General features: G+C 66.1%; 20 protein-coding genes and 1 tRNA gene. 8 read left to right on the top strand and 13 right to left on the bottom strand.

From position 1 onward, the window contains the following. Nucleotides 1–5 precede the first annotated feature (5 nt). The gene (locus tag L0962_RS14660) at nt 6–422 is read left to right on the top strand and encodes a diacylglycerol kinase (protein ID WP_234087206.1); all 417 of its coding nucleotides are present in this window, start codon (nt 6–8) and stop codon (nt 420–422) included. Next, nucleotides 419–1,555, top strand: coding sequence for a glycosyltransferase family 1 protein (locus L0962_RS14665; protein WP_234087207.1), 1,137 nt, complete (start codon nt 419–421; stop codon nt 1,553–1,555). Before L0962_RS14660 ends, L0962_RS14665 begins: the two co-directional genes overlap by 4 nt. Here L0962_RS14665 and L0962_RS14670 read toward each other — a convergent pair. From L0962_RS14670 to glyQ, 8 genes are read right to left on the bottom strand one after another with little or no spacing between them, the layout of a single operon-like run. Beyond that, nucleotides 1,545–4,580, bottom strand: coding sequence for an ATP-binding protein (locus tag L0962_RS14670; RefSeq protein ID WP_234087208.1), 3,036 nt, complete (start codon nt 4,578–4,580; stop codon nt 1,545–1,547). The genes L0962_RS14665 and L0962_RS14670 overlap by 11 nt on opposite strands. Before the next feature lie 3 nt (nt 4,581–4,583). Further along, the gene (locus tag L0962_RS14675; RefSeq protein ID WP_234087209.1) at nt 4,584–5,378 is read right to left on the bottom strand and encodes an ABC transporter substrate-binding protein; all 795 of its coding nucleotides are present in this window, start codon (nt 5,376–5,378) and stop codon (nt 4,584–4,586) included. Nucleotides 5,379–5,430: 52 nt separating this feature from the next. Then, nucleotides 5,431–5,814, bottom strand: coding sequence for a lactoylglutathione lyase (gene gloA / locus L0962_RS14680; protein WP_234087210.1), 384 nt, complete (start codon nt 5,812–5,814; stop codon nt 5,431–5,433). A gap of 12 nt (nt 5,815–5,826) precedes the next feature. After that, nucleotides 5,827–6,543 (bottom strand): M48 family metallopeptidase, encoded by a 717-nt coding sequence (locus L0962_RS14685; RefSeq protein WP_234087211.1) that lies wholly within the window; start codon nt 6,541–6,543, stop codon nt 5,827–5,829. Continuing rightward, nucleotides 6,524–7,273, bottom strand: a complete 750-nt coding sequence (locus L0962_RS14690; RefSeq protein ID WP_234087212.1) for a 1-acyl-sn-glycerol-3-phosphate acyltransferase — start codon at nt 7,271–7,273, stop codon at nt 6,524–6,526. Before L0962_RS14690 ends, L0962_RS14685 begins: the two co-directional genes overlap by 20 nt. Beyond that, nucleotides 7,270–7,818, bottom strand: a complete 549-nt coding sequence (gene gmhB, locus L0962_RS14695; RefSeq protein WP_234087213.1) for a D-glycero-beta-D-manno-heptose 1,7-bisphosphate 7-phosphatase — start codon at nt 7,816–7,818, stop codon at nt 7,270–7,272. Before gmhB ends, L0962_RS14690 begins: the two co-directional genes overlap by 4 nt. A 19-nt stretch (nt 7,819–7,837) precedes the next feature. Then, nucleotides 7,838–9,946, bottom strand: coding sequence for a glycine--tRNA ligase subunit beta (gene glyS, locus L0962_RS14700; protein ID WP_234087214.1), 2,109 nt, complete (start codon nt 9,944–9,946; stop codon nt 7,838–7,840). Between the two features lies 1 nt (nt 9,947). Then, entirely contained in the window at nt 9,948–10,892 is a 945-nt protein-coding gene (gene glyQ, locus L0962_RS14705; RefSeq protein ID WP_234087215.1) for a glycine--tRNA ligase subunit alpha, read from the bottom strand. 322 nt (nt 10,893–11,214) lie between these two features. Here glyQ and L0962_RS14710 point away from each other — a divergent pair, with 322 nt between their 5' ends. From L0962_RS14710 to L0962_RS14720, 3 genes are all read left to right on the top strand, one after another. Next, the gene (locus L0962_RS14710; protein ID WP_234087216.1) at nt 11,215–11,910 is read left to right on the top strand and encodes a transglycosylase SLT domain-containing protein; all 696 of its coding nucleotides are present in this window, start codon (nt 11,215–11,217) and stop codon (nt 11,908–11,910) included. A gap of 65 nt (nt 11,911–11,975) precedes the next feature. Then, a complete protein-coding gene (msrA, locus tag L0962_RS14715; protein ID WP_234087217.1) occupies nt 11,976–12,521 on the top strand; it encodes a peptide-methionine (S)-S-oxide reductase MsrA in 546 nt (181 codons plus the stop codon). A gap of 40 nt (nt 12,522–12,561) precedes the next feature. Continuing rightward, the gene (locus tag L0962_RS14720; protein WP_234087218.1) at nt 12,562–14,088 is read left to right on the top strand and encodes a YiiX/YebB-like N1pC/P60 family cysteine hydrolase; all 1,527 of its coding nucleotides are present in this window, start codon (nt 12,562–12,564) and stop codon (nt 14,086–14,088) included. A gap of 4 nt (nt 14,089–14,092) precedes the next feature. On the opposite strand, the gene lnt is transcribed toward L0962_RS14720, so the two are convergent. Genes lnt through miaB form a run of 5 tightly spaced genes read right to left on the bottom strand, consistent with a single transcriptional unit; the run spans nt 14,093 to nt 19,134 of the window. Continuing rightward, the gene (gene lnt, locus L0962_RS14725) at nt 14,093–15,553 is read right to left on the bottom strand and encodes an apolipoprotein N-acyltransferase (RefSeq protein ID WP_234087219.1); all 1,461 of its coding nucleotides are present in this window, start codon (nt 15,551–15,553) and stop codon (nt 14,093–14,095) included. Further along, nucleotides 15,540–16,388: an HlyC/CorC family transporter gene (locus L0962_RS14730; protein ID WP_234087220.1), complete on the bottom strand. Its 849-nt coding sequence runs from the start codon at nt 16,386–16,388 to the stop codon at nt 15,540–15,542. Before L0962_RS14730 ends, lnt begins: the two co-directional genes overlap by 14 nt. Before the next feature lie 5 nt (nt 16,389–16,393). Beyond that, nucleotides 16,394–16,849 (bottom strand): rRNA maturation RNase YbeY, encoded by a 456-nt coding sequence (gene ybeY / locus L0962_RS14735; RefSeq protein WP_234087221.1) that lies wholly within the window; start codon nt 16,847–16,849, stop codon nt 16,394–16,396. Beyond that, nucleotides 16,824–17,807: a PhoH family protein gene (locus tag L0962_RS14740; protein ID WP_234087222.1), complete on the bottom strand. Its 984-nt coding sequence runs from the start codon at nt 17,805–17,807 to the stop codon at nt 16,824–16,826. Before L0962_RS14740 ends, ybeY begins: the two co-directional genes overlap by 26 nt. Then, complete coding sequence (miaB, locus tag L0962_RS14745) at nt 17,797–19,134, bottom strand: tRNA (N6-isopentenyl adenosine(37)-C2)-methylthiotransferase MiaB (protein ID WP_234087223.1); 1,338 nt, start codon at nt 19,132–19,134, stop codon at nt 17,797–17,799. The genes L0962_RS14740 and miaB overlap by 11 nt, the downstream gene beginning before the upstream one ends. Nucleotides 19,135–19,234: 100 nt before the next feature. On the opposite strand from miaB, the gene L0962_RS14750 reads away from it, so the two are divergent. The 3 genes from L0962_RS14750 (at nt 19,235) to L0962_RS14760 (ending at nt 22,400) form a co-directional block, all read left to right on the top strand. Next, nucleotides 19,235–19,311: transfer RNA gene (locus L0962_RS14750), tRNA-Met, on the top strand. Between the two features lie 452 nt (nt 19,312–19,763). Beyond that, nucleotides 19,764–21,374, top strand: a complete 1,611-nt coding sequence (locus tag L0962_RS14755) for an ABC transporter substrate-binding protein (RefSeq protein WP_234087224.1) — start codon at nt 19,764–19,766, stop codon at nt 21,372–21,374. Nucleotides 21,375–21,446: 72 nt separating this feature from the next. Further along, on the top strand, nt 21,447–22,400 hold the full coding sequence (locus tag L0962_RS14760) for an ABC transporter permease (protein ID WP_234087225.1): 954 nt from the start codon (nt 21,447–21,449) through the stop codon (nt 22,398–22,400). Nucleotides 22,401–22,430: the final 30 nt, after the last annotated feature.

Raw genomic sequence — 22,430 nt, forward strand, 5'->3', positions numbered from 1 at the left:
TGAACATGCCGCCTGTCCCCGACGAACTGGGCCTCGATCCGGCCCGGGAATCGCCTTTCAAGGGCAAGACCGGCCTGCGCCGGGTCTGGAATGCCTTCTACTACTCGCTGGATGGGCTGAAGGCCGCCTATCTCTGCGAGGATGCCTTTCGCCAGGAGGTCTGGCTGGCCGCGCTGCTGATCCCGCTGGCCCTGTGGCTGCCGGTCGGCTGGCTGGCCAGCGGCCTGCTGATCGCCAGCGTGTTGCTGGTGCTGATCGTCGAACTGCTCAATTCTGCCGTCGAAGCGGTGGTCGACCGCGTCAGTCTGGAAAACCACCGGCTGGCGAAGCGCGCCAAGGACATCGGCAGCGCCGCGGTGCTCGTCTCGCTGCTGCTGGTCGTGGTCGTCTGGGGAGGCGTCCTGCTGGAGCACTATCGATGAAACTGAACATCGCCTTCGTCACCGAAACCTTTCCGCCGGAAGTGAACGGCGTGGCAATGACCGTCGGCCGCCTGGTCGGCGGCCTGCGCGAATGCGGCCATGAAGTCGATGTGCTGCGGCCGCGGCAGCATGGCGAGGATCGCGGCGGCACGTTGCCGGGCGGTTGCGAGGTCGCGCTGCCCGGCGTGCCGCTGCCGGGCTATCCGGGCTTGCGCTTCGGCCTGCCGGCCGGCCGCCAGTTGGCGAAGCGCTGGCGCGAACGTCGCCCCGACCTGGTGCACGTGGTCACCGAAGGCCCGCTCGGCTGGTCGGCGGTGGCCACCGCACGCCGCCTCGGCATCCCGGTGACCTCCGGTTTTCATACCAATTTCGACCGTTACAGCGTGCACTACGGCATCGGCTGGATGCGGCCGGCGGTCGCCGCCTACCTGCGCACGCTGCATCGGCGCACGCGGGCGACGATGGTGCCGACGGCGGCCCTGGCGGCCGATCTGGCCGGCGAGGGGGTGCCCGGCGTGCGGGTGGTCGGGCGCGGCGTCGATACCGTGCTGTTCGATCCGGCCCGACGCAGCGATGCCTTGCGCCGGGCCTGGGCGGTCGACGGCGAAGGGCCGGTCTGCCTGTACGTCGGCCGGCTGGCGCCGGAGAAGAATCTGGCACTGGTCGAGCGCAGCTTCGCGGCGATCCAGGTCTGGCATCCCGCTGCACGCATGGTCTGGGTCGGCGATGGGCCGTCGGCCCGGCGTCTTGCGGTCGACCACCCGGATCACCGGTTTTGCGGCATGCGTACCGGCGAAGACCTGGCCGCACATTACGCCAGCGCCGATCTCTTCCTGTTCCCCAGCCTGACCGAAACCTACGGCAACGTGGTTGCCGAGGCGATGGCCAGCGGCCTGCCGGTCGTTGCTTACCGCAGTGCTGCGGCCGCCGAACTGATCGCCGACCGTCGGGATGGCGTGGTGGTGGCGCCGGGCGACGAGCAGGCCTTTGTCGACGGCGCGCTGTGGGCGCTGGAGCTGCCGCTGCGCCGCCAGGCGCTGGCCGGAGCCGCCCGCCAGGTGATGCTGCCGCGCGGCTGGGACGGGGTCGTCGAGCGCTTCGTTGCCGTCGCGCAGGAGGCGCTCAGGCCGTGATCCCCGCGCTCCGTCTGCCGGCCCAGCGCAGCAGCGCGGCAGCCAGGGCGTCGCGGCCGATCGGCTTGGCCAGGTAGTCGTCCATGCCGGCGGCCAGACAGTGTTCGCGGTCGCCTTCCATGGCGTTGGCGGTCATGGCAACGATCGGCAACTGCCGCGCCGCGTCTCCCGCCTCGCCCTGGCGGATGCGCCAGGTGGCCTCGAAGCCGTCGACCACCGGCATCTGGCAATCCATCAGCACCACGTCGTAGGCGCCGCCGGCCAGCATTTCGAGGGCTTCCCGCCCGTTGCCGGCGATGCCGTACAGGCAGCCGAGTTTCTTCAGCAGGGCTGCCGCCACTTTCTGGTTGACCTGATTGTCGTCGACCAGCAGGACGCGCAATCCGGGGGGCGGCAGCCGTGCTTCCGCATCGCGGTCGGCGTTCCCGTCGGCCACCGCGAACGGCAGTTCGACCAGGAAGCTGCTGCCGACGTCCGGCGTCGAGTCGACCTCGATGCGGCCGCCCATCAATTCGCTCAGCCGTTTGCAGATCGACAGGCCGAGGCCGGTGCCGCCGAAGCGCCGGGTGGTCGAGGCATCGCCCTGATAGAACGGCGAGAACAGTCCGTTGAGGATTTGCCGGTCCATGCCGATGCCGGTGTCGCGCACCTTCAGGCGCAGCAGTACATGGCCGGGGCGTCCGGGCTGGGCTTCGGCATCAAGATCGATGTGGACGCCGCCGCGGACGGTGAATTTGATGGCGTTGCCGACCAGATTGATCAGGATCTGCCGCAGACGCACCGGATCGCCGTGCAGGAAGGCGGGCAGGTTGCCGGATACTTCGCCGCTCAGGGCGATCGACTTGGCGTGCGCCTGCGGCGACAGCAGCACGACGATCTCGTGCAGCAATTCGCCCGGTGCGAAAGGAATGTTCTCGAGCTGCAACTTGCCGGCCTCGACCTTGGAAAAGTCGAGGATGTCGTTGATCAGCGCCAGCAGGCTGTCGGCACTGTGCCGGATGGTCTCGGCGAATTCGCGCTGTTGCTCGTCGAGCGGGCTGTCGAGCAACAGGTCGGTCATGCCGATCACGCCGTTCATCGGGGTGCGGATTTCATGGCTCATGTTGGCCAGGAAGCTGCTCTTGGCGACGTTGGCGCTTTCCGCCGCCAGCCGGGCTTCGTCGAGTTGCTGCAGCGTTTGCGTGCGCTCCAGGAAGGCGCCGGCCCAGCGCGCCAGCAGACGCAGGAATTCGATGTCGGAGGGATCGAAGGGATGGTTGCGGGCGCTGCGCGACGAGAAGTTCAGGGTGCCGAACAACTCGCCGTTGACGCGGATCGGCGCGCCCAGATAGGCGGCCATGCCGAGTTCGCGGAAGCAGGCGGCGGTGCAGAATTCCGTCTGTTCGGCATCGTGGACCGCGAGCGCCGAGTTGCGCTCGATCACGGCCGCGCAATAGGTGCCGTCCAGCGGCCGGGCGGTTTCCGGGTCCGGGATGCTGTGCCCGAACTGGGCTTCGATGCGGTAATGCCGGGCGGGGCCGTCGACCCGGCTGATCATGCCGAATTCGAGATGCAGGTGGTCGAGTGCCAGGCGCAGCGCGTCGCGCAGCGTGGCGGCGGTATCGGCATTGATCATCGCGATTTCGTTGAGCACGCGCAGCGCGGCCAGCTGGCGCTGCAGACGGATCGCCTGCAGGCGCTGCTCGGTGACGTCCTCGAACACGCCGACATAGTTGAGGACCTTGCCGTTGCTGTCGCGGACGGTCGAGATGCTCAGCCATTCATCGATCAGTTGTCCGTCCTTGCGCCGGTTGACGATTTCACCGGACCACACGTCCTGTTGCGCCAGCGTCTCCCACATCGCGCGGTAGAAGGCCGGGTCGTGCTTGCCGGAAGCGAACAGCGCCGGTGTCCGGCCGAGCAGTTCGCTGGCGCTGTAGCCGGAAACCCGCTCCAGGCAAGGGTTGACCGCAAGCATCCGGGTATCGGCATCGGTCACCAGCACGCCATTGGTGCTGTATTCGAATACCCGGGCGGTCAGCTGGCGTTCGTGCAACACCCGCTCCTCGGCGACCAGTCCGCGACGGGCGCGGATGATCAGCAAGGTGCTCAGGACCATCAGGACGACCAGCGTCACGCCGGTGACGCTGGCCAGATGTCGGCTTTCCTGCGACCAGCGGGCCAGCGCCTGTTCGCGGTCGACATGGACCAGCACGAAGCAGGGATAGTTGCGCGAGGCGCGGAAGGCGGTCAGGGTCGGTCGTCCGTCCTCGACGTCGTCGGCGATGCTGCCGATTTCTTCCTCCTGCATCTGCCGCAGTTCGTCGTCGCTCATGTGCCGGCTGCCGGCCAGCAGGTCCTCGCGCGACGAGAGCAGGGTGACGCCCAGGTAATCGACGACTTCGACCCGGGTCAGTTCGGAGGTGACGTGGTGGGAAAAATGGTTGACGAAATAGTCGGGGTTGATCGCCGCGATCAGTTGCAGCCGCCGTCCATCGCGCACGATTTCCCGGCTGACCGGCAGGATGGCGCTGGCTTCGGCCGGAATCGGCGTTTCTGCGGTCGACGGCTGGGCATCGGCAAAATCCCGGCCGATCCAGGGCGCGCCCAGGCGCAGGAAAGGGGCTTCGCTGCCGGGCTCGCGCAGCGGGCGGAAGTCGCTCGTATCCAGCGTCGCGCCGACGTTATCCGGGTTGGAACTGGCGACGATGCGGCCCTGTTCATCGGCGATCGACAGCGAGCGCAGGAAACTCAGCCGGCGCACCATCACCTGCAGTTGCTGGCCGGCCTGGCGGTGCTGTTGCGGGGTCGCCTCCAGCGTTTCGGGGATGCCCTGCAGGGTCAGATGCACGAGGTTCAGCGTCTGCGTCAGCTGTTCCTCGAAGACGCGGGCCTGGGCGCGCGCCTCGTCGAGGTGGCGGGCCAGCGTTTCCTCGCGCAGGCGATAGAGGTGCGAGCCGGCACCGATCACCACGGTCAGCGCCAGCAGGCACTGCAGCGCGATCAGCAGCCAGGTGTAACGGCGGGTGAAGGCGCCGGCAGCCATGGTTCAGTCGAGGAGAACGATCGGCGACAGTCCGTGGCGCTCGGCCGCAGCCTTCAGCTGCCCGTTGCGTTTTTCCTCGGCCAGGAAGCGTTCGACGCGGGCATGCCAGCGATCGTCGCCCGGCCGCATGGCCCAGGCGTACGGGGTGATGTGGTAGAGGCCGTCCGGCTTGACCAGCCGGGCCCAGTCGGTGGTGCGCAACATGCGCAGGCTGAATGGGAAGTCGGTCATGAACACGTCGGCCCGGCCGGATTCGACTTCCTGCTCGCGGGCGTGTGGCGTGTCCAGCACCTTGAGCGTCGCCAGCCGGAGCTTGTCCTTCATCAGCGGCTCGTGCAGCGTACCCTTGGCCACGGCGACGATGCTGCCCGGCTTGTCGATGTCCGCCCAGCTGCGGATGCGCCGGTTGCTCTTGCTGGTGATCGCATAGACATCGCTGGCCAGATGCGGTTGGGTGAAGCGCAGTTTTTCCTGACGCAGCGGCGTGATGCCGATGGCGAACATGGCAATGTCGCAACGCGCCTGCGTCACGTCGTCGATCAGCCGGGCGAAGGAACTGTCGACGAATTCGACGGTGGCGCCGAGCTCGCGCCCAAGCGCCCGCGCCATGTCGATGTCGATGCCGGACAGTTGGCGGGTCTTCGGGTCGCGGTACGAAATCCCGTAGTAATCGGGCCAGATGCAGACGCGCAGGGTTTTGTCCGCTTCGATCCGGTCGACCGTGCTGTTCTGGGCAAAAGCCCCGGTGGCGGCCAGACACAGCAGGCCGGCGAGCAGTTGCCGGAAAGCCTTGGGCATCGTTATGACCTTGGTGATAAGGATGCCGAAGTCTAGCAAATGTCGGCGCGGCTTATTTGCCCTGGATCAATTCGATCTTGTAGCCGTCCGGGTCTTCGACGAAGGCGATGATCGTCGTGCCGTGCTTCATCGGGCCGGCCTCGCGCACCACCTTGCCGCCGCGCTGGCGGATCGCCGCGCAGGCCGCCGCTGCGTCGGGCACGGCAAGCGCGATGTGGCCGTAGCCGTTGCCCAGTTCGTAGGCAGCGGTATCCCAGTTGTGGGTCAGTTCGATCGCCGCCTGTTCGGACTCGTCGGCATAGCCGACGAAGGCCAGCGTGAAGCGGCCTTCGGGGTAATCCTGGCGGCGCAGCAGGCGCATGCCGAGCACCTCGGTGTAGAAGGCCAGCGAGCGGTCGAGATTGCCGACGCGGAGCATGGTATGGAGCAGGCGCATGGGAGTTCCTTTTCAGAAGTTGGGAAGTTGCCGGCCGAGCCGGCGCAGTTCGTTGCGTTGCGTCCGCCAGTCCGGACACAGCGTTTCCACCACAGACCAGAAACGCGGGCTGTGGTTCATTTCCTTCAGGTGGGCCAGTTCGTGGCAGACCACGTAATCGACGACTGCCGGCGGCAGCAGGATCAGTTTCCAGTTCAGCGCGATGTGGCCGCGGGCGTTGCAGCTGCCCCAGCGGGTGCGTGCCGACGACAGGCGCAGCGGCGGGGTGGCGACGGCAAAGCGTGCGGCGTGTCGCTGCAGGCGTTCGGCGAGGTCGCGGCGGGCCAGTTCGCGCAGGGCGCGGTTGAGCAGCGGCAGGGTGTGTTCCGGGGTGGCGGGCGCCAGATGCAGCGTGCGGGCCTCGGCCCGCCAGGTGTTGCGGCCGCCCGGCGAGAGTCTTGCGGTCCACGCCTCGCCAAGCAGGAAAATGGTCGAGCCGTCGGCGATCTCCGGCGTGCTGGCGGCGGGACGCTCGCGCCAGGCGCGCAGCTTGTCGAGAATCCAGTCGGCGTGCCGGTGCAGCAGGGCGTCGATGTCGCGCTGGGCGGCGCGCACCGGTGCGCCGACGCACAGGCCGCGCTGGTCGATGCGCAGGCCGATCGTCCGGCGCGCGCTGCGGCGCAGCAGGTAGCCGACCGTCTGCGTGCCGAGGACGATCTGGCAGGCGCTTTCAGTTTGCCTGGGCGGCATCCCGGTAGCGATGCGGGGAGATTCGGCGCATTTCGGCTTCGATCCAGGCTTCGGCGCGGGCATTGACTTCGCCTTCGCTGAGGCCGGTGGCGTCGAAGGCCGGGCCGATGCTGATCGTCACCGTGCCCGGCTTCTTCAGGAAGGCCTGGCGCGGCCACAGTTCGCCGGCGTCGTGGGCGATCGGCACGACCTTGCAGCCGACGTGCGTCGCCAGGTAGGCGCCGCCCGACTTGTAGCGTTTCTTCTGGCCGGGCGCGACGCGCGTGCCTTCCGGGAAGACGATCACGTAGAAACCCTGCTTCAGCCGCTCGCGGCCCTGGCTGACCACCTGGTCGAGCGCATCCTTGCCGGCGCTGCGGTCGATCGAGATCATCTTCATCGCCGCCAGCCCCCAGCCGACGAAGGGCACCTTGAGCAGTTCGCGCTTGAGTACGAACACGCAGTAACGGCCTTTCGGCACGACGTCCTGCAGCGTCATCGTTTCCCAGGCCGACTGGTGCTTCGACAGGATCACGCAGGCTTCGTCCGGCATGTTTTCCCGGCCGATCACGCGCGGCCGGATGCCGAGGATGTGCTCGACGCCGAATTGCGTGCCCAGCCGCCACAGCTTGCCGAAGCGGTAGGCCCAGATGCCGCGGAGCAGCGGGCCGGCCATCACCACCAGCGGCGCGCTGAGAACCGACCAGAAGATGGCGTAAAGCATGAACAGGGCGGAACGGACGGCGTTCATTTCTTTTCTCCGGCCAGCAGGTGGTCGACCGCGGCAGCCAGGTTGGCGAAGATCTGCGTGCCTTCCGGCAGGCCGCCGTCGGCCTGGGTCTTTTCACCCTTGCCGGTGAGCACCAGCAGCGGCCGGCAACCGACCGCCGCGCCGGCCTGCAGGTCGCGCAGCGAATCGCCGATGGTCGGCACGCCGACCAGATCGACATTTAGGGTTTCGCCGATGCGCCTGAACAGGCCGGGCAGCGGCTTGCGGCACTCGCATTTGCTGTCGGCCGCGTGCGGACAGTAGTAAACCGCGTCGATGCGCCCGCCGGCGCCGAGCACTGCCTTGTGCATCTTGTCGTGGATCTGGTTCAGCGTGTCCATGTCGAACAGGCCGCGGCCGACGCCGGACTGGTTGGTCGCGACGACCACGCGGTAGCCGTTGTGCTTGAGCCGGGCGATCGCCTCCAGACTGCCCGGGATCGGCTTCCACTCGGCCGGACTCTTGATGTACTGGGCGGAATCGAAGTTGATCACGCCGTCGCGGTCGAGAATGATCAGTTTCGGCATGGGGGCGGCCTTTCTCGGATCAGGCGGACAGACGGGAGAGGTCGGCGACGCGGTTCATCGCCGCGTGCAGCGTGGCCAGCAGGCCGAGGCGGTTGGCCTTGAGCGCCGGGTCGTCGGCATTGACCATGACGCCGTCGAAGAAGGCATCGACCGGCGCGCGCAGCGCGGCCAGCGCGCTCAGCGAAGCGGTGTAGTCGCCGGCGGCGAAAGCGGCGTCGGCCTTCGGCGCCACCTCGGCCAGCGCGGCAGCCAGCGCCTGCTCGGCAGCTTCCTTCAGCAGATTTGCGTCGATTCTGGCGTCGACCGCAGCCTCGGCCTTTTTCAGGATATTGCCGACGCGCTTGTTGGCGGCAGCCAGCGCGGCGGCTTCCGGCAGCGCCGAGAAGGCGCGCACGGCGGCCAGGCGCCTGGGGATGTCGCCCAGACGCTGCGGCCGCTGCGACACCACAGCATCGACTTCCTGTGCGCTGTAGCCTTCTTCGCGCAGGCTGCCGGCGAGGCGGTCGTAGATGAAATCGGCGAGCGCGGTTTTTGCCGGCAGGAAGCCGTCGACCGCAGCAAAGGGCGCCGCGGCGGCGGTCAGCAGCGTATCGAGCGGCAGCGCCAGATCGTTCTCGGCGAGCATGCGGATGACGCCCAGCGCATGCCGGCGCAGCGCGAATGGGTCCTTGTCGCCGGTCGGGATCTGGCCGATGCCGAACATGCCGACCAGGGTTTCCAGCTTGTCGGCCAGTGCGACGACCGTGCCGACGCGGCCGCGCGGCAGGCTGTCACCGGCGAAGCGCGGCTTGTAGTGGTCTTCGATGGCATCGGCGACGTCGCCGTTGAGGCCGTCGTGCTGGGCGTAGTAGCGGCCCATGATGCCCTGCAGTTCGGGAAACTCGCCAACCATGTCGGTGAGCAGGTCGGCCTTGGCCAGCACCGCCGCCTGTTCGGCGTGGTGCACCAGTTCGCCGCCGCCAAGCGCTTCGGCGATGGCGCGGGCAATCGCGGCAACGCGCTGGACGCGCTCGCCCTGGGTGCCCAGCTTGTTGTGGTACACGACCTTGGACAGGCCGATGACGCGGCTTTCCAGCGACTTCTTGCGGTCCTGGTCGAAGAAGAACTTGGCGTCGGCCAGGCGCGGACGGACGACGCGCTCGTTGCCGCCGATCACCGCGCTCGGGTCGGCCGGCGAAATGTTGCTGACGACGAGGAACTTGTTGGTCAGCTTGCCGGCGGCGTCGAGCAGCGGGAAGTACTTCTGGTTGGCCTTCATCGTCAGGATCAGGCATTCCTGCGGCACGGCGAGGAATTCTTCCTCGAACTGGCCGACCAGCACGTTCGGCCGTTCAACCAGCGCGGTCACCTCGTCGAGCAGGGCGTCGTCGTCGATCGGCTTGCCGCCGGCCTGCGCGGCGGCCCCTGCAAGCTGGCGGACGATCTCGGCGCGGCGCTCGGCGAACGAGGCGATCACGGCGCCGTCGCGCTTCAAGGTTTCGGCGTAGCTGTCGGCGTCGGCGATGACCACCGGATCGATGGCGGCTTCGAAGCGGTGGCCCTTGGTGGTCTTGCCCGATTGCAGGCCGAGCACGGAAACCGGCACGACCTCGGCGCCGTGCAGGGCAACCAGCGCATGCGCCGGGCGGACGAAATTGACGCTGCTCCAGCCGTCGGCCAACTGGTAGGTCATCACCTTCGGGATGGGCAGTGCGGCCAGCGCGGCTTCGACAGCCTTTTGCAGGCCTTCGGCCAGCGACGCGCCTTTGGCCAGGCTGTCGTAGAACAGGATGTCGGACTTGCCGTCGTTTTCGCGGCGCAGGCTGGGCACGGCGGATTCATCGGCGCCCAGCGCGGCCAGCTTCTTGAGCAGGGCCGGCGTGGCCTGGCCGTTGGCGTCGAGGCCGACGGCAACCGGCATCAGTTTCTGCACCACCGGCTTGTCGGCGGCGACGGCGAGCACGTCGGTGACGTGTGCAGCGAGACGGCGCGGCGAGGCGTAAGCAGTGACTTTTGCGGTCGACGCTGCCAGACCGGCATTTTTCAGGGAATTCGCCAGTGCGGCGGCAAAGGCTTCGCCGAGCTTCTTCAGCGCCTTCGGCGGCAGTTCTTCGACGAAGAGTTCAACGAGGAGGTTCTTGGCGGTCATCTCAGGCGGCTTTCTTGGCGTTCTGTTCTTCGAGCTTGGCGAGGACTTCGCTGGCCCAGTCGCGCGGGGCCATCGGGAAACCGAGGCGGGCGCGCGATTCGAGGTAGGCTTGCGCGACGGCGCGCGCCAGGTTGCGGATGCGGCCGATGTAGGCGGCGCGCTCGGTCACCGAAATGGCGCCGCGTGCGTCGAGCAGGTTGAAGGTGTGGGCGGCCTTGAGCACCTGTTCGTAGGCCGGCAGCGCCAGTTGCGCGCCCATCAGGTGCTGCGCCTGCTTCTCGTGCGCGCCGAAGGCGTGGAACAGGAAATCGACGTCCGAATGCTCGAAGTTGTAGGTCGATTGCTCGACTTCGTTCTGGTGATAGACGTCGCCGTAGGTCAGGCCGTCGGTCCAGACCAGGTCATAGACGTTCTCGACGCCCTGCAGGTACATCGCCAGGCGCTCGATGCCGTAGGTGATTTCGCCGGTGATCGGCTTGCAGTCGATGCCGCCGACCTGCTGGAAGTAGGTGAACTGGGTCACTTCCATGCCGTTCATCCAGACTTCCCAACCCAGGCCCCAGGCGCCCAGCGTCGGGTTTTCCCAGTCGTCCTCGACGAAACGCACGTCGTTCTTCTTCAGGTCGAAACCGAGGGCTTCGAGCGAGCCGAGGTAAAGCTCGAGGATGTTGTCCGGCGCCGGCTTGAGCACCACCTGGAACTGGTAGTAGTGCTGCATGCGGTTGGGGTTCTCGCCGTAGCGGCCGTCCTTGGGGCGGCGCGACGGTTGCACGTAGGCGGCTTTCCACGGCTCCGGGCCGATGGCGCGCAGGAAGGTGGCGGTGTGGCTGGTGCCGGCGCCGACTTCCATGTCGTACGGCTGGAGCAGGGCGCAGCCTTGCTGGCTCCAGTACTGTTGAAGGCGCAGGATGATTTCCTGAAAAGTCGGCTTGCTGGTGATCGTCATCGGACGCAATCGGGGAGACGGAAAACCCTGAATTTTACTTGCTTTTGCCGGGCCTTGGTCAGCGCACCGGACAGCCCGTCTGTTGCATCAAAACAACGCCAGGATTCCGTCCGTGGCCGGGGGCTTCTTGACTTGTTCAAATAAATCAATAGAATGCGCTCCACTTGATGCGGTGCAACATCGGTGTTTTCGTGTCTGAAGGCCTGCTGGCCCGGCGAAAACCTTGCTTCCTCCCGCGGAGGAATGAATCGATGTCGTACCCCCCGTAACCGTTCGCCGGATGTGTCCTTGGGCACCCGGTGGCAACAGTGAAGGAGGGCGCATGTTCGCTTCGCAGTTCCTTTCCCCCGCGTTCCAGCGGGTTGTCGCGGCCGCACTCGCTGTCGTCCGCAAGAGTTTGATGTTGGCCGGGCTGATTTTCGTGCTCGGCGTTGCCGGCGTGTTTCACGACTCGGGTCTGCCGGGTGGCCTGCAGGCCATGTTCCCGTCGGGCGTCGAGGCCAAGGAGCCGGCCCCGACCGATCCGGCGCTGCAGGATGTCGCGCTGCATGCCGACGAGGCGCTGAGCCCGACGCTGCGCCGGGCGCTCGGCCACGTGTCGCGGCGCTACAAGGTGTCGCAGGACGCGCTGCGGCCGATCTTCATGACCGCCCAGCAGAGCGGTCGCGAGCTTGGTCTCGATCCGCTGCTGATCATCGCGGTGATCGGCGTCGAATCCGGCTTCAATCCCTTCTCGCAGAGCGTGCTCGGCGCGCAGGGCCTGATGCAGGTGATGCCGCGTTTTCACACCGACAAGCTGCCCGAGGATGCCGGCGAACTGCCGTTCATCGATCCGGTGACCAATGTGCAGGTCGGTGCGCGCATCCTGAAGGAGTCGATCGCCCGTTTCGGCGGGCTGGAAACCGGGCTGCAGCAGTTCGGCGGCGCGCTGAACGATCCCGATCGCCGTTATTCGACCAAGGTGCTGGCCGAAAAGGCCCGCCTGGAGCAGGCCGTGGCGCTGGCCCGTCGGGCCTGAGCCGGGAACCCGGCAGGGTTCTGCCGGTCGTACGGGCATCTGTTGCGGACCGGAGGGCTGATGTGATGACTGCAGAAACGACGGCCGTTGCCACCCTGGGCGGCGGCTGCTTCTGGTGTACCGAGGCGGCGTTCGAACAACTGGCCGGCGTCGTCTCCGTGCGCCCGGGCTACATGGGCGGCGTTGATCCGGCGCCGACCTACGAAAAGGTCTGCGGCGGTGCGACCGGCCACGCCGAGGTCGTCCAGATCGCCTTCGATCCGGCGAAAATCGACTTCCGGACCTTGTTGACCGCATTCTTCGCGATTCACGATCCAACGACCCCGAACCGTCAGGGACACGACGTCGGCACGCAGTATCGTTCGGCCATCTTCCACCACGACGAGACGCAGCGCGAGCTGGCGCAGGCGCTGATCGGCGAACTCGATGCACAGGGGTTGTGGTCAGCGCCCATCGTCACCGAGGTGGTGCCGGCGACAACCTTTCATGTTGCCGAGGACTACCACCATGGCTATTTCCGGCGCAATCCCTGGCAGGGTTACTGCCAGGCGGTGGTGGCGCCGAAGGCGCTGAAGATCCGTCATCTGTTCGCCGACCGGCTTGCCGTTTGAATTGGAGACGGTAACATCCTCCCGTTCTTCGGGAGGAAGCATGAATAAAAGAATATTCGGCGCGGCATGCGCGCTGTGCCTGCTGGTGCTTGCGCTGCCGCTGCGGGCCGGGGACGGTGCCGACAGCGAGCAGTTGGCGGCCGGCCTGTGTCGCGGCGACAGCGGCCCGGCCTACGGTCAACCGGCGCAGATGCACGAAAAGATCGTCCGCTACCAGCGTCTGGTCGAAGAAAACCTCAGTCTGCGCGCCCGCGCCATCGATTTCCTCGACCAGCTGACGCAGCGCCAGGCGGCCGGGGAATTGCTGTCCGGCGGTGATCTGCGGCGGCTCAACGAGGGCGCGGCGCAATTGCTGGCTCAGCGCCAGGCCCTGCTGGCCGTTGCCGCCGAACACGAATGCTGGATCGGTATCGAACCCGCCGCCGACCCCGAAATCGCGCGCTTGCAGGCCAGCGGTATCGCGATGTCGGTGTCGGCCGCACTGCTGCTCTACGACAATTATCTGACGGCGGTCGGCCTGTACCGGGCGCATCCGGCGCTGCGCCAGCATCTGAATCGCAAGGACAGCGGTTTCGCGTTGCCATCCGGCGAGCTCGACCGCATCGCGATATCCTTCAATTCGGCGATCAACCGGGCGCGGGTGCGCCGCGGCCTCGGCTGGCTGGAGCGCAATGGCGCGCCGTTGCGCGATGCCGGCAACGACGACGCCCGTTACCTGCTGACGCTGATCGAACAGAGCCCGGCCCAGCAGATGGTCCGGCAGTTCCGGCCGGTCGGTTATGTCGGCAACCTGCTCGGTTTTTTCAGCACCTTGTCGGTGGATACGCTGAACCGGCTGAAGAACGAAGGCGTCAATCTGTCCAGTCTGCTGTTCGGCAATGCGGTCGGCCTGGTCGAGACGCGGCGCGGCAAGCTTTACGGGCGGCTGGAGGTGTTCGAGGACGTGCGCGGCAAGCTGCGCGCCGGCGACATCCTGCTCGAAAAAACACCGTTCCGGCTGACCGATGCCTTCATTCCCGGTCATTGGGGGCATGTTGCGGTGTGGGTCGGCGAGGTGGAGGAATTGCGTCGCCTGGGAATCTGGGAGCATCCGGTGGTGCGTCCGTACCAGCGGCAGATCCGCGACGGGCGCGGTGTCGTCGAGGCGCTGCGGGCCGGCGTCAAGATGAATACGCTGAACCATTTCCTCAATGTCGACGACCTGGCGGTATTGCGCCACGAGACGCTGGCCGACACCCAGCGTGCCGAGGTCATCTTGCAGACCCTGCGCCAGGTCGGCAAAGCCTACGATTTCAATTTCGATGTCGAAACCACCGACCGCATCGTCTGTTCCGAACTGGTCTATCACGCCTACGGCGACATCCGCTGGCCGGTCGCCCGCCATCTCGGCCGGGCGACGATCAGTCCGGACAACGTTGCCGTCGAGGCGACCGGCGACGGACCGTTCTCGGTGAATGCGCTGTACCACGACGGGCGGATGGTGGACGATGCGCCGCGGCAACGCATGAGCGAACTGGTCAGGCGCGACGTGATACGGATCGCCCGCGGCGAGGGCGCCGTGCGCTGAAGGCTCAGCGCGGTCGGCGCCAGCGCGCGCCGAGCAGCGTCAGCGCGATCAGGGCCAGGGCCGGCCAGTCGCCCAGGGCGACATAAGGCGTGCTGCCGATGTGGGCGCGCACTTCATCCTCGAGGACGGCCGTTTCGAAAGGCGGCAGCACGCGACGCAGACTGCCGTCGGCGTCGATGATCGCCGTCATGCCGGTGTTGGTGGCGCGGAGCATCGGTCGTCCGGTTTCGGCCGCCCGCAACTGGGCGATCTGCAGGTGCTGCGGCTGGGCCAGCGAGCGGCCGAACCAGGCGGTATTCGACAGGTTGGCCAGGACGCCGGCGGCCGGCAGCGGACGAATGATCTCAGCGCCGAAAACGTCCTCGTAGCAGATGTCGACCGCAAGATTCAGTCCGCCGACCGCCAGCGGCGCCTGGCCGGCCGGGCCCGGGGTGAACGACGACATCGGGATGTTGGCGCGGGCCATGAACCAGGCGAAACCGGGCGGAATGAATTCGCCGAACGGGACCAGGTGATGCTTGCTGTAAATCTGGCTGGGCGAATGGCCGAGGCTGTAGGCACTGTTGAAATACTGGCCATCGTATTGCCCGGTCAGTGTGCCGATCACCAGATCGCCGTCCCGGCGTTGCGCCAGGGCTCGCAGCTCTTCCAGGTAAGCCGGCGGCAACTGGTCGATGAAGGCCGGCAGTGCGGTTTCCGGCAGCAAGGTCAGGCGGGCCGGGTGGGCGGCGATCAGGTCGCGGTAGAGACGCAAGGTGGCGATGAAATGCTCGGGGTCGAACTTGATGTCCTGCGCGACATTGCCCTGGATCAGCGCGACGCTGACCGGTTCGCCGGCGGCTTCGGTCCAGGCGACCTGGCGCAGGCCGAAGCCACCGGCTGCGACGATGGCCAGGGCGATGATCCCGCTGCGCGGCCGTGACAGCAGGGCGCCAAGACCGGCAACCAGCAGGCTGATGCCGAACACGCCGAGCAGCGGCGCATAACCGGCCAGCGGGCTGGGCGGCGACTGGCTGTAGCCCAGTGCCAGCCAGGGGAAACCGGTGAAAATCCAGCTGCGCAGCCAGTCGACCGCAGCCATGCTGCCGGCAAAGGCAAGCATGCCGCGCCGGCCGCCGGCGGGGGCCAGACGTTTGCTCAGCCAGCCGGCCGCGGCGGGAAACAGCGCCAGCAGCAGGCAGTAGGCGACGGTGGCCGGGCCGGCCAGCCACCAGGGCATGCCGCCGAAAACCGACAGGCTGACGAAAACCCACGACACGCCGCCGCCAAACAGGCCGCCGCCGTAAAACAGACCGGCCAGCGCCGCCTCGCGCGGGCTTTCGGCACGCTGGACCAGCAGGAACAGCAGCAGGCAGGCCAGCGGCAACAGCCAGAACAAGCCGAAGGGCGCGAAAGCGAAGACGCTGGCGGCCCCGGCCGTCAGCGCGATCAGCCGGCGCCAGGCCGGCCGGTCAGGCAGCCGCATCGGTGGACCGGGCTCGGGGGGCGGGCGGATCGACGAGCAGGGTGTACAGCCGGCGACTGTCGGCGCGCAGCACCTGGAAACGCATGCCGTCGATGTCGATGACCTCGTTGCGCTTCGGCACCCGGCCGAGCTGGCGCAGGACCAGGCCGCCGACGGTGTCGAATTCCTCGTCGGAGAAGTGGGTCGAGAAAGCGGCGTTGAAGTCCTCGATCTCGGTGCGCGCCTTGACCCGGTAGCGGCCGGCGGAGTCGAGGCGGATGTTGTCGTGCGCTTCGTCGAAGTCGTATTCGTCCTCGATGTCGCCGACGATCTGCTCGAGCACGTCCTCGATGGTGACCAGCCCGGCGACACCGCCGTATTCGTTGACCACGATGGCCATGTGGTTGCGCGACACCCGGAATTCGCGCAGCAGCACGTTCAGGCGCTTGGATTCGGGGATGAAGACCGCGGGGCGCAGCCAGTCGCGCAGGTCGAAGGCTTCTTCGGTATGCAGCCGCAGCAGGTCCTTGGCCAGCAGGATGCCGAGGACGTTGTCGCGGTCGCCGTCGACGACGGGAAAGCGCGAATGGGCGGCTTCGATGACCACCGGCAGGATTTCATCCATCGGGTCGTCGACGTCGATGACGTCCATCTGGGCCCGCGGAATCATCACGTCGGTGACGCGGGTCTCGGAGGCGGCCAGCGCGCCTTCGATGATGGTCAGGGCGTCGGCATCCATCAGGTTGCGCTCGTAGGCGCTGTGCAGGACTGCCAGGAGCTGCTCGCGATCTTCGGGTTCGCGGAGCAGGAAGGAGGTGAGGCGTTCGAAAAATCCCGGTTTACTGTCTGCGTCCATGATGTTCAGTTCGCCTCGCCCGCATACGGGTCGGGGTAGCCAAGCGCGGCGAGAATTTCCCTTTCCTTGTCTTCCATCGCCTGGGCCTCGGCGTCGTCTTCGTGGTCCCAGCCCTGCAAATGCAGCATACCATGCACCGTCAGGTGCGCGTAGTGCGCCTCGGCCGTCTTGCCCTGTTCGCCGGCCTCGCGGGCGACGACCGCGGGACAGACGACGAGGTCGCCCATGACGCGTGGTTCCGTCTCGTACGGAAAGGACAGCACGTTGGTCGCGTAATCCTTGCCGCGGTAATCGCGGTTCAGTTCGCGGCCTTCGTCGTCTCCGACCAGGCGGATCGTCACATCGCCACCGCCGGCCAGTGCGGCGCGCGCCCAGCGCACGAAATCCGCGCGCAAGGGTAGGCCCTCGTCATGACAGGCATATTGCACGGACAGGTTAAGACGCTTGTTGACGGGATTCATAGGCTTCGACGATGCGGGCGACCAGCGGGTGGCGCACCACATCTTCCTTCTTGAAGGTGGTGAAAGCGATGCCGCGCACGTCGCGCAGCACCTCGATGGCTTCCTTGAGGCCGCTTTTCTGGCCCTTGGGCAGGTCGACCTGAGTGACGTCGCCGGTGACCACGGCCTTGGCGCCGATGCCGATGCGGGTCAGGAACATCTTCATCTGCTCGGGCGTGGTGTTCTGCGCCTCGTCGAGAATGACGAAGGCGTGGTTCAGCGTGCGGCCGCGCATGAAAGCCAGCGGCGCGATTTCGATGGCGCGCTTTTCGTAGAGCTTGGCGACGCGGTCGGCGCCCATCAGGTCGTACAGCGCGTCGTAGAGCGGGCGCAGGTAGGGATCGATTTTCTGCGTCAGGTCGCCGGGCAGGAAACCGAGGCGCTCGCCGGCTTCGACCGCCGGCCGGGTCAGGATGATGCGCTCGACCAGGTCGCGCTCGAAGGCGTCGACCGCCGAGGCGACGGCGAGGTAGGTCTTGCCGGTGCCGGCCGGGCCGATGCCGAAGGTGATGTCGTGTTCCTGGACGTGCTTGAGGTACTCGACCTGGCGCGGCGTGCGGCCGTGCAGTTCGGTCTTGCGCGTGACCAGTTGCGGGCCGTCGGTCGGGCTGTCGGCGCTGCGTGAAATGCGGCGCACCGGCGCATTGAGGAATTCGATCAGGCCGAGCTGGATTTCGTCGACCGACAGCGGCTGGCGCGACAGCGCGTAAAAGTGGCGCAGCGCATCTGCGGTCAACTGGGCTTTTTCGCCAAAAACCGAGAAGCGTTCGTTGCGCCGGCGTATCGTCACGTCGAAGCCGGTTTCGATCTGCCGGATGTTTTCATCGAGCGGCCCGCACAAATTGGCGAGCAGGGCATTGTCGACCGGAACGAGGGCGAATTCGACCGGCTTCTGCTTGGGAGCGGGCTTAGCTTTCACGGGTGACGATCTCGCCTTTCAGGCTGTGCGGCAGCGCTTCGGTGATGCGGACGTCGACGAAGGTGTTGATCAACCGCGGATTGCCGATGAAATTGACGATACGGTTGTTGTCGGTGCGTCCGGCCACTTCGTTGGCGTCCTTCTTCGACAGGCCTTCGACCAGCACGCGCTGCACGCTGCCGACCATGGCCCGGCTGACGCCCTGGGCCAGTTCGTCGATCCGCTTCTGCAGCCGCGACAGCCGGGCCGATTTGACCTCGGCCGGCGTGTCGTCGGCCAGGTCGAGCGCCGGGGTGCCGGGGCGCGGGCTGTAGATGAACGAGAACGAAGCGTCGAATTCGACGTCGTCGATCAGTTTCATGGTCTTCTCGAAGTCCTCGTCGGTTTCGCCGGGGAAGCCGACGATGAAGTCGGTGGATAGCGAAATGTCCGGCCGGGCGGCACGCAGCTTGCGCACGATGGATTTGTACTCGAGCGTCGTGTAGCCGCGCTTCATCGCCGCCAGCACGCGGTCGGAGCCGGCCTGTACCGGCAGGTGCAGGTGCGAGACCAGTTTCGGGACCGTCTGGTAGATATCGATCAGTCGTTGCGACATCTCGCGCGGGTGCGAGGTGGTGTAACGAATGCGCTCGATCCCCGGCACCTCGGCGATGTACTCGATGAGCAGCGCCAGGTCGGCCTTCTCGTCGGTGCCTTCCATGTCGCCGCGGTAGGCATTGACGTTCTGGCCGAGCAGCGTCACTTCCCCGACGCCGTGCGCGGCGAGGTCGGCGACTTCGGTCAGGATGTCGGTGAACGGCCGCGACACTTCGCCGCCGCGGGTGTAGGGAACGATGCAGAAGGTACAGAACTTGGAGCAGCCTTCCATGATCGAGACGAAGGCGCTGGCGCCCTTGACCTCGGCCGGCGGCATCGAATCGAACTTCTCGATTTCCGGGAAGGAGACGTCGACCGCCGCCTTGCCCTTTTCCTTGCGCTCGGCAATCAGCTGCGGTAGCCGGTGCAGCGTCTGCGGTCCGAACACGACATCGACGTAGGGCGCGCGGGCGACGATGGCATCGCCTTCCTGGCTGGCGACGCAGCCGCCGACACCGATCACCAGGTCGGGTTTCAGCTGTTTCAGGTGCTTGATCCGGCCGAGGTCATGGAACACCTTTTCCTGTGCCTTCTCGCGTACCGAGCAGGTATTGAACAGGATGATGTCGGCGTCTTCCGGGTTGTCGGTCTTGACGATGCCTTCGCTGGCGTTCAGCACATCGGCCATCTTGTCCGAATCGTATTCGTTCATCTGGCACCCGAAGGTACGGATGAATAGTTTTTTGCTCATGTTCGACTTCGTGCAACGGTTGGGGTGATAAATGCCTTAATTCTGCTGGCGGCTTCTTGACGCGGTTTCGACGCAGCCTCTATAATCCGCGCCCTTAAGTGGTGATGTAGCTCAGACGGTTAGAGCGATGGATTCATAACCCATAGGTCGGCAGTTCGATTCTGCCCATCACCACCAGCTTTCCTGCAAAAGCCGCTGCTTCGAGAGAAGTGGCGGCTTTTTCGTTTCTTCGTCCGGCAAACTCGTTCATTCCTGTTCCAGTGTCGTCCGCCTGCCTGTCCGGCAGTTTGCGGTCGGGCCCGCTAAGGGCCTGAAAATTCGGGCGATTATAGCATCCGCGCCGGGGGCTTGCGAGGCTCGCCGGGCCATTCCGGCCGGCTGCCGCCGGCGCCCCCGACAAGCTGCCGCCAGCGTGTTCGCTGCGGCACCCGAATGGTGAGCGAAACCTCCGGATGCCCTCTCCGGGTGCATCTTGCATGCACCGTCGCGGTCGACTGCCCGATGGTGGCAAAAAACAAAACGGCGTTTATTTTTTCCTTTTCATTGCCTTAGAAAATACATGGGGCGTTGGGCCGGGTTTGGCACGTTGCATGCAATGTTCAGCGTGTTTCCCAACCTCGGAGCAATCGATGAACCCCAGTAAATTGAAGATTTCCCGGTGGCTTGCGGCGTTGCCGCTGGCTTTCTCCCTGCATGCAGGATTGCATGCAGAAACCGTTGCCCGCTACGGCATCTCGATGGCTGACATCCCGCTGACCACCGGTCAGCCCGACCGTGGCGCCGGCGCCTACCAGTTCACCGGTCATACCTTGTACGACCCGCTGATCGCCTGGGAAGCCAATGTCGGCAATCGACCCGGCAAACTGGTGCCCGGCCTGGCCACCGACTGGAAGGTCGACGCCAAGGATCAGAAGAAGTGGGTGTTCAACCTGCGCAAGGGCGTCAAGTTCCATGACGGTTCCGAGTTCAACGCCGATGCGGTGATCTGGAACCTGGACAAGGTGCTGGCCGACAAGTCGCCGCAATTCGATGCCAAGCAGAGCGCCCAGGTGCGTCCGCGCATTCCGTCCATCGCCTCGTACCGCAAGCTCGGCGACTATTCGGTCGAGATCACGACCAAGGAAGTCGACGCGCTGTTCCCCTATCAGTTGCCGTGGTTCCTGGTGTCCAGCCCGAGCCAGTGGGAGAAGCTCGGCAAGGACTGGAACAAGGTGGCCAGCCAGCCGTCCGGTACCGGCCCGTTCAAGCTCGACAAGCTGGTGCCGCGCGAACGCGCCGACCTGGTGAAGAACGCCGGTTACTGGGACAAGACCCGCCTGCCGAAGACCGATCGCATCGTGCTGTTGCCGATTCCCGATGCGATGACCCGTGCCAATGCGCTGCTCAACGGCCAGGTGGATATCATCGAGACGCCGCCGCCCGATGTGCTGCCGCAGCTCAAGGCCGGCGGCTTCAAGCTGGTGCAGAACGTCACGCCGCACGTCTGGCCGTATCACTTCTCGACCTATCCGGGCTCGCCGTGGACCGACATCCGCGTCCGCAAGGCTGCCAACCTGGCGATCGACCGCAATGCCGTGGTGCAGTTGATGAGTGGCCTGGCGACGCCGGCCAAGGGTCAGGTCGACGTCACCAGCCCGTGGTTCGGCAAGCCGAGCTTCAAGCTTGGCTACGATGTTGCCGCCGCCCGCAAGCTGATGGCTGAAGCCGGCTACAGCCAGGCCAAGCCGCTCAAGGCCAAGGTGATCATCGCCCAGGGCGGTACCGGCCAGATGCTGTCGCTGCCGATGAACGAATTCGTCCAGCAGAGCCTGGCCGAGGTCGGCATCGATGTCAGCTTCGAAGTCGTCGAACTGGAGAACCTGTACCGTCACTGGCGCAGCGGCGCCAAGGCCGACATCAACGCCGGCAAGGGCATCACCGCGATCAACCTCGGCTACGTGACTGCCGATCCGTTCTACGCCATCACTCGCTTCACCGACAGCAAGTATGTGGCGCCGAACGGTGTGAACTGGGGCGGTTACAACAATCCCAAGGTCGATGCCGCGCTGGAGAAGATCCGGACCACCTTCGACACCAAGACCCAGGACGGCCTGCTTGCCTTCGTCCATCAGTCGATGGTCGACGACGCGCAGATGCTGTGGGTCGTGCATGACGTCAATCCGCACGCGCTGTCGCCCAAGGTCAAGGAGTTCGTCCAGGCCCAGCACTGGTTCCAGGACCTGACCACCATCCGTATGTGATCCACCGGCCCGGGGTGCCGTCGCGCATCCCGGGCCCCGCCGGCCCGGTCGGCGGTTCGAAGAAAGCGTTCCATGTTCGCCTACATCCTGAAACGACTGCTTTACGCCATCCCGATCGCCCTCAGCGTGACGGTCGTCTCGTTCATCCTCGTCTATCTGGCGCCCGGCGATCCGCTCAACGCGATCGCGCCGGCCGATGCGCCGGAGGAAGTCATCACCGCGCTGCGCAGTGCCTACGGTCTCGACCAGCCGGTACCGGTGCAGTACGGGCTGTGGCTGATGCGCGCCGTGCAGGGCGATCTCGGCCTGTCGATCGCCACCGGTCGCGAGGTCACCTCGGAAGTGCTCAGTGCCGTCGGCAATACCTTGCTGCTGGCCGGGGTGGCTGCCTTGATCGGTGTCGTCGCCGGCTGCATCCTCGGCGCGCTGGCCGGTTATCGCCACGGGTCCTGGATCGATCGCCTGGCGACGGCGCTGTCGGTGGTCGGCGTGAGCATTCCGCATTACTGGCTGGGCCTTGTGCTGACCATCCTGTTTTCCATCTGGCAGCCGTGGTTTCCGGCCATGGGCGCCGGTCCCGGCGGGTCGTCGGAATGGCTGTGGGACCTCGAACATTTCCGCTACCTGGTGCTGCCGGCGGTGACCCTGTCGGTGATTCCGATGGGCATCATCACCCGTACCGTGCGGGCGCTGGTCGCCGACATGCTGGCTCAGGAATTCGTCACCGCGCTGCGTGCCCGCGGCCTGTCCGGCATCGCCGTGTTCCGCCACGTCGCCAAGAACACCGCGCCGACCGTGCTGGCCGTCGCCGGCCTGCAGATCGGCTACCTGATGGGCGGCTCGATCCTGGTCGAAACCGTGTTTGCCTGGCCGGGGACCGGTTTCCTGCTCAACACCGCGATCTTCCAGCGCGACATCCCGCTGCTGCAGGGAACCATCCTGGTGCTGTGCATGTTCTTCGTTGCCCTCAACCTGCTGGTGGACATCCTCCAGCCGCTGATCGACCCGCGCATGGGCCGCGCCTGAAAGGAATACTGATGTCGGCAACCCTTCCCC

The sequence above is a fragment of the Azonexus sp. R2A61 genome (assembly GCF_021401135.1).
Taxonomy (GTDB): Bacteria; Pseudomonadota; Gammaproteobacteria; order Burkholderiales; family Rhodocyclaceae; genus Azonexus.

What these genes read in the sequence shown, in the direction of transcription:
- L0962_RS14660 (WP_234087206.1), top strand. Translation starts at nt 6, where the DNA reads ATGCCGCCTGTCCCCGACGAACTGGGCCTCGATCCGGCCCGGGAATCG.
- L0962_RS14665 (WP_234087207.1), top strand. Translation starts at nt 419, where the DNA reads ATGAAACTGAACATCGCCTTCGTCACCGAAACCTTTCCGCCGGAAGTG.
- L0962_RS14670 (WP_234087208.1), bottom strand. Translation starts at nt 4,580, where the DNA reads ATGGCTGCCGGCGCCTTCACCCGCCGTTACACCTGGCTGCTGATCGCG.
- L0962_RS14675 (WP_234087209.1), bottom strand. Translation starts at nt 5,378, where the DNA reads ATGCCCAAGGCTTTCCGGCAACTGCTCGCCGGCCTGCTGTGTCTGGCC.
- gloA (WP_234087210.1), bottom strand. Translation starts at nt 5,814, where the DNA reads ATGCGCCTGCTCCATACCATGCTCCGCGTCGGCAATCTCGACCGCTCG.
- L0962_RS14685 (WP_234087211.1), bottom strand. Translation starts at nt 6,543, where the DNA reads ATGCCGCCCAGGCAAACTGAAAGCGCCTGCCAGATCGTCCTCGGCACG.
- L0962_RS14690 (WP_234087212.1), bottom strand. Translation starts at nt 7,273, where the DNA reads ATGAACGCCGTCCGTTCCGCCCTGTTCATGCTTTACGCCATCTTCTGG.
- gmhB (WP_234087213.1), bottom strand. Translation starts at nt 7,818, where the DNA reads ATGCCGAAACTGATCATTCTCGACCGCGACGGCGTGATCAACTTCGAT.
- glyS (WP_234087214.1), bottom strand. Translation starts at nt 9,946, where the DNA reads ATGACCGCCAAGAACCTCCTCGTTGAACTCTTCGTCGAAGAACTGCCG.
- glyQ (WP_234087215.1), bottom strand. Translation starts at nt 10,892, where the DNA reads ATGACGATCACCAGCAAGCCGACTTTTCAGGAAATCATCCTGCGCCTT.
- L0962_RS14710 (WP_234087216.1), top strand. Translation starts at nt 11,215, where the DNA reads ATGTTCGCTTCGCAGTTCCTTTCCCCCGCGTTCCAGCGGGTTGTCGCG.
- msrA (WP_234087217.1), top strand. Translation starts at nt 11,976, where the DNA reads ATGACTGCAGAAACGACGGCCGTTGCCACCCTGGGCGGCGGCTGCTTC.
- L0962_RS14720 (WP_234087218.1), top strand. Translation starts at nt 12,562, where the DNA reads ATGAATAAAAGAATATTCGGCGCGGCATGCGCGCTGTGCCTGCTGGTG.
- lnt (WP_234087219.1), bottom strand. Translation starts at nt 15,553, where the DNA reads ATGCGGCTGCCTGACCGGCCGGCCTGGCGCCGGCTGATCGCGCTGACG.
- L0962_RS14730 (WP_234087220.1), bottom strand. Translation starts at nt 16,388, where the DNA reads ATGGACGCAGACAGTAAACCGGGATTTTTCGAACGCCTCACCTCCTTC.
- ybeY (WP_234087221.1), bottom strand. Translation starts at nt 16,849, where the DNA reads ATGAATCCCGTCAACAAGCGTCTTAACCTGTCCGTGCAATATGCCTGT.
- miaB (WP_234087223.1), bottom strand. Translation starts at nt 19,134, where the DNA reads ATGAGCAAAAAACTATTCATCCGTACCTTCGGGTGCCAGATGAACGAA.
- L0962_RS14755 (WP_234087224.1), top strand. Translation starts at nt 19,764, where the DNA reads ATGAACCCCAGTAAATTGAAGATTTCCCGGTGGCTTGCGGCGTTGCCG.
- L0962_RS14760 (WP_234087225.1), top strand. Translation starts at nt 21,447, where the DNA reads ATGTTCGCCTACATCCTGAAACGACTGCTTTACGCCATCCCGATCGCC.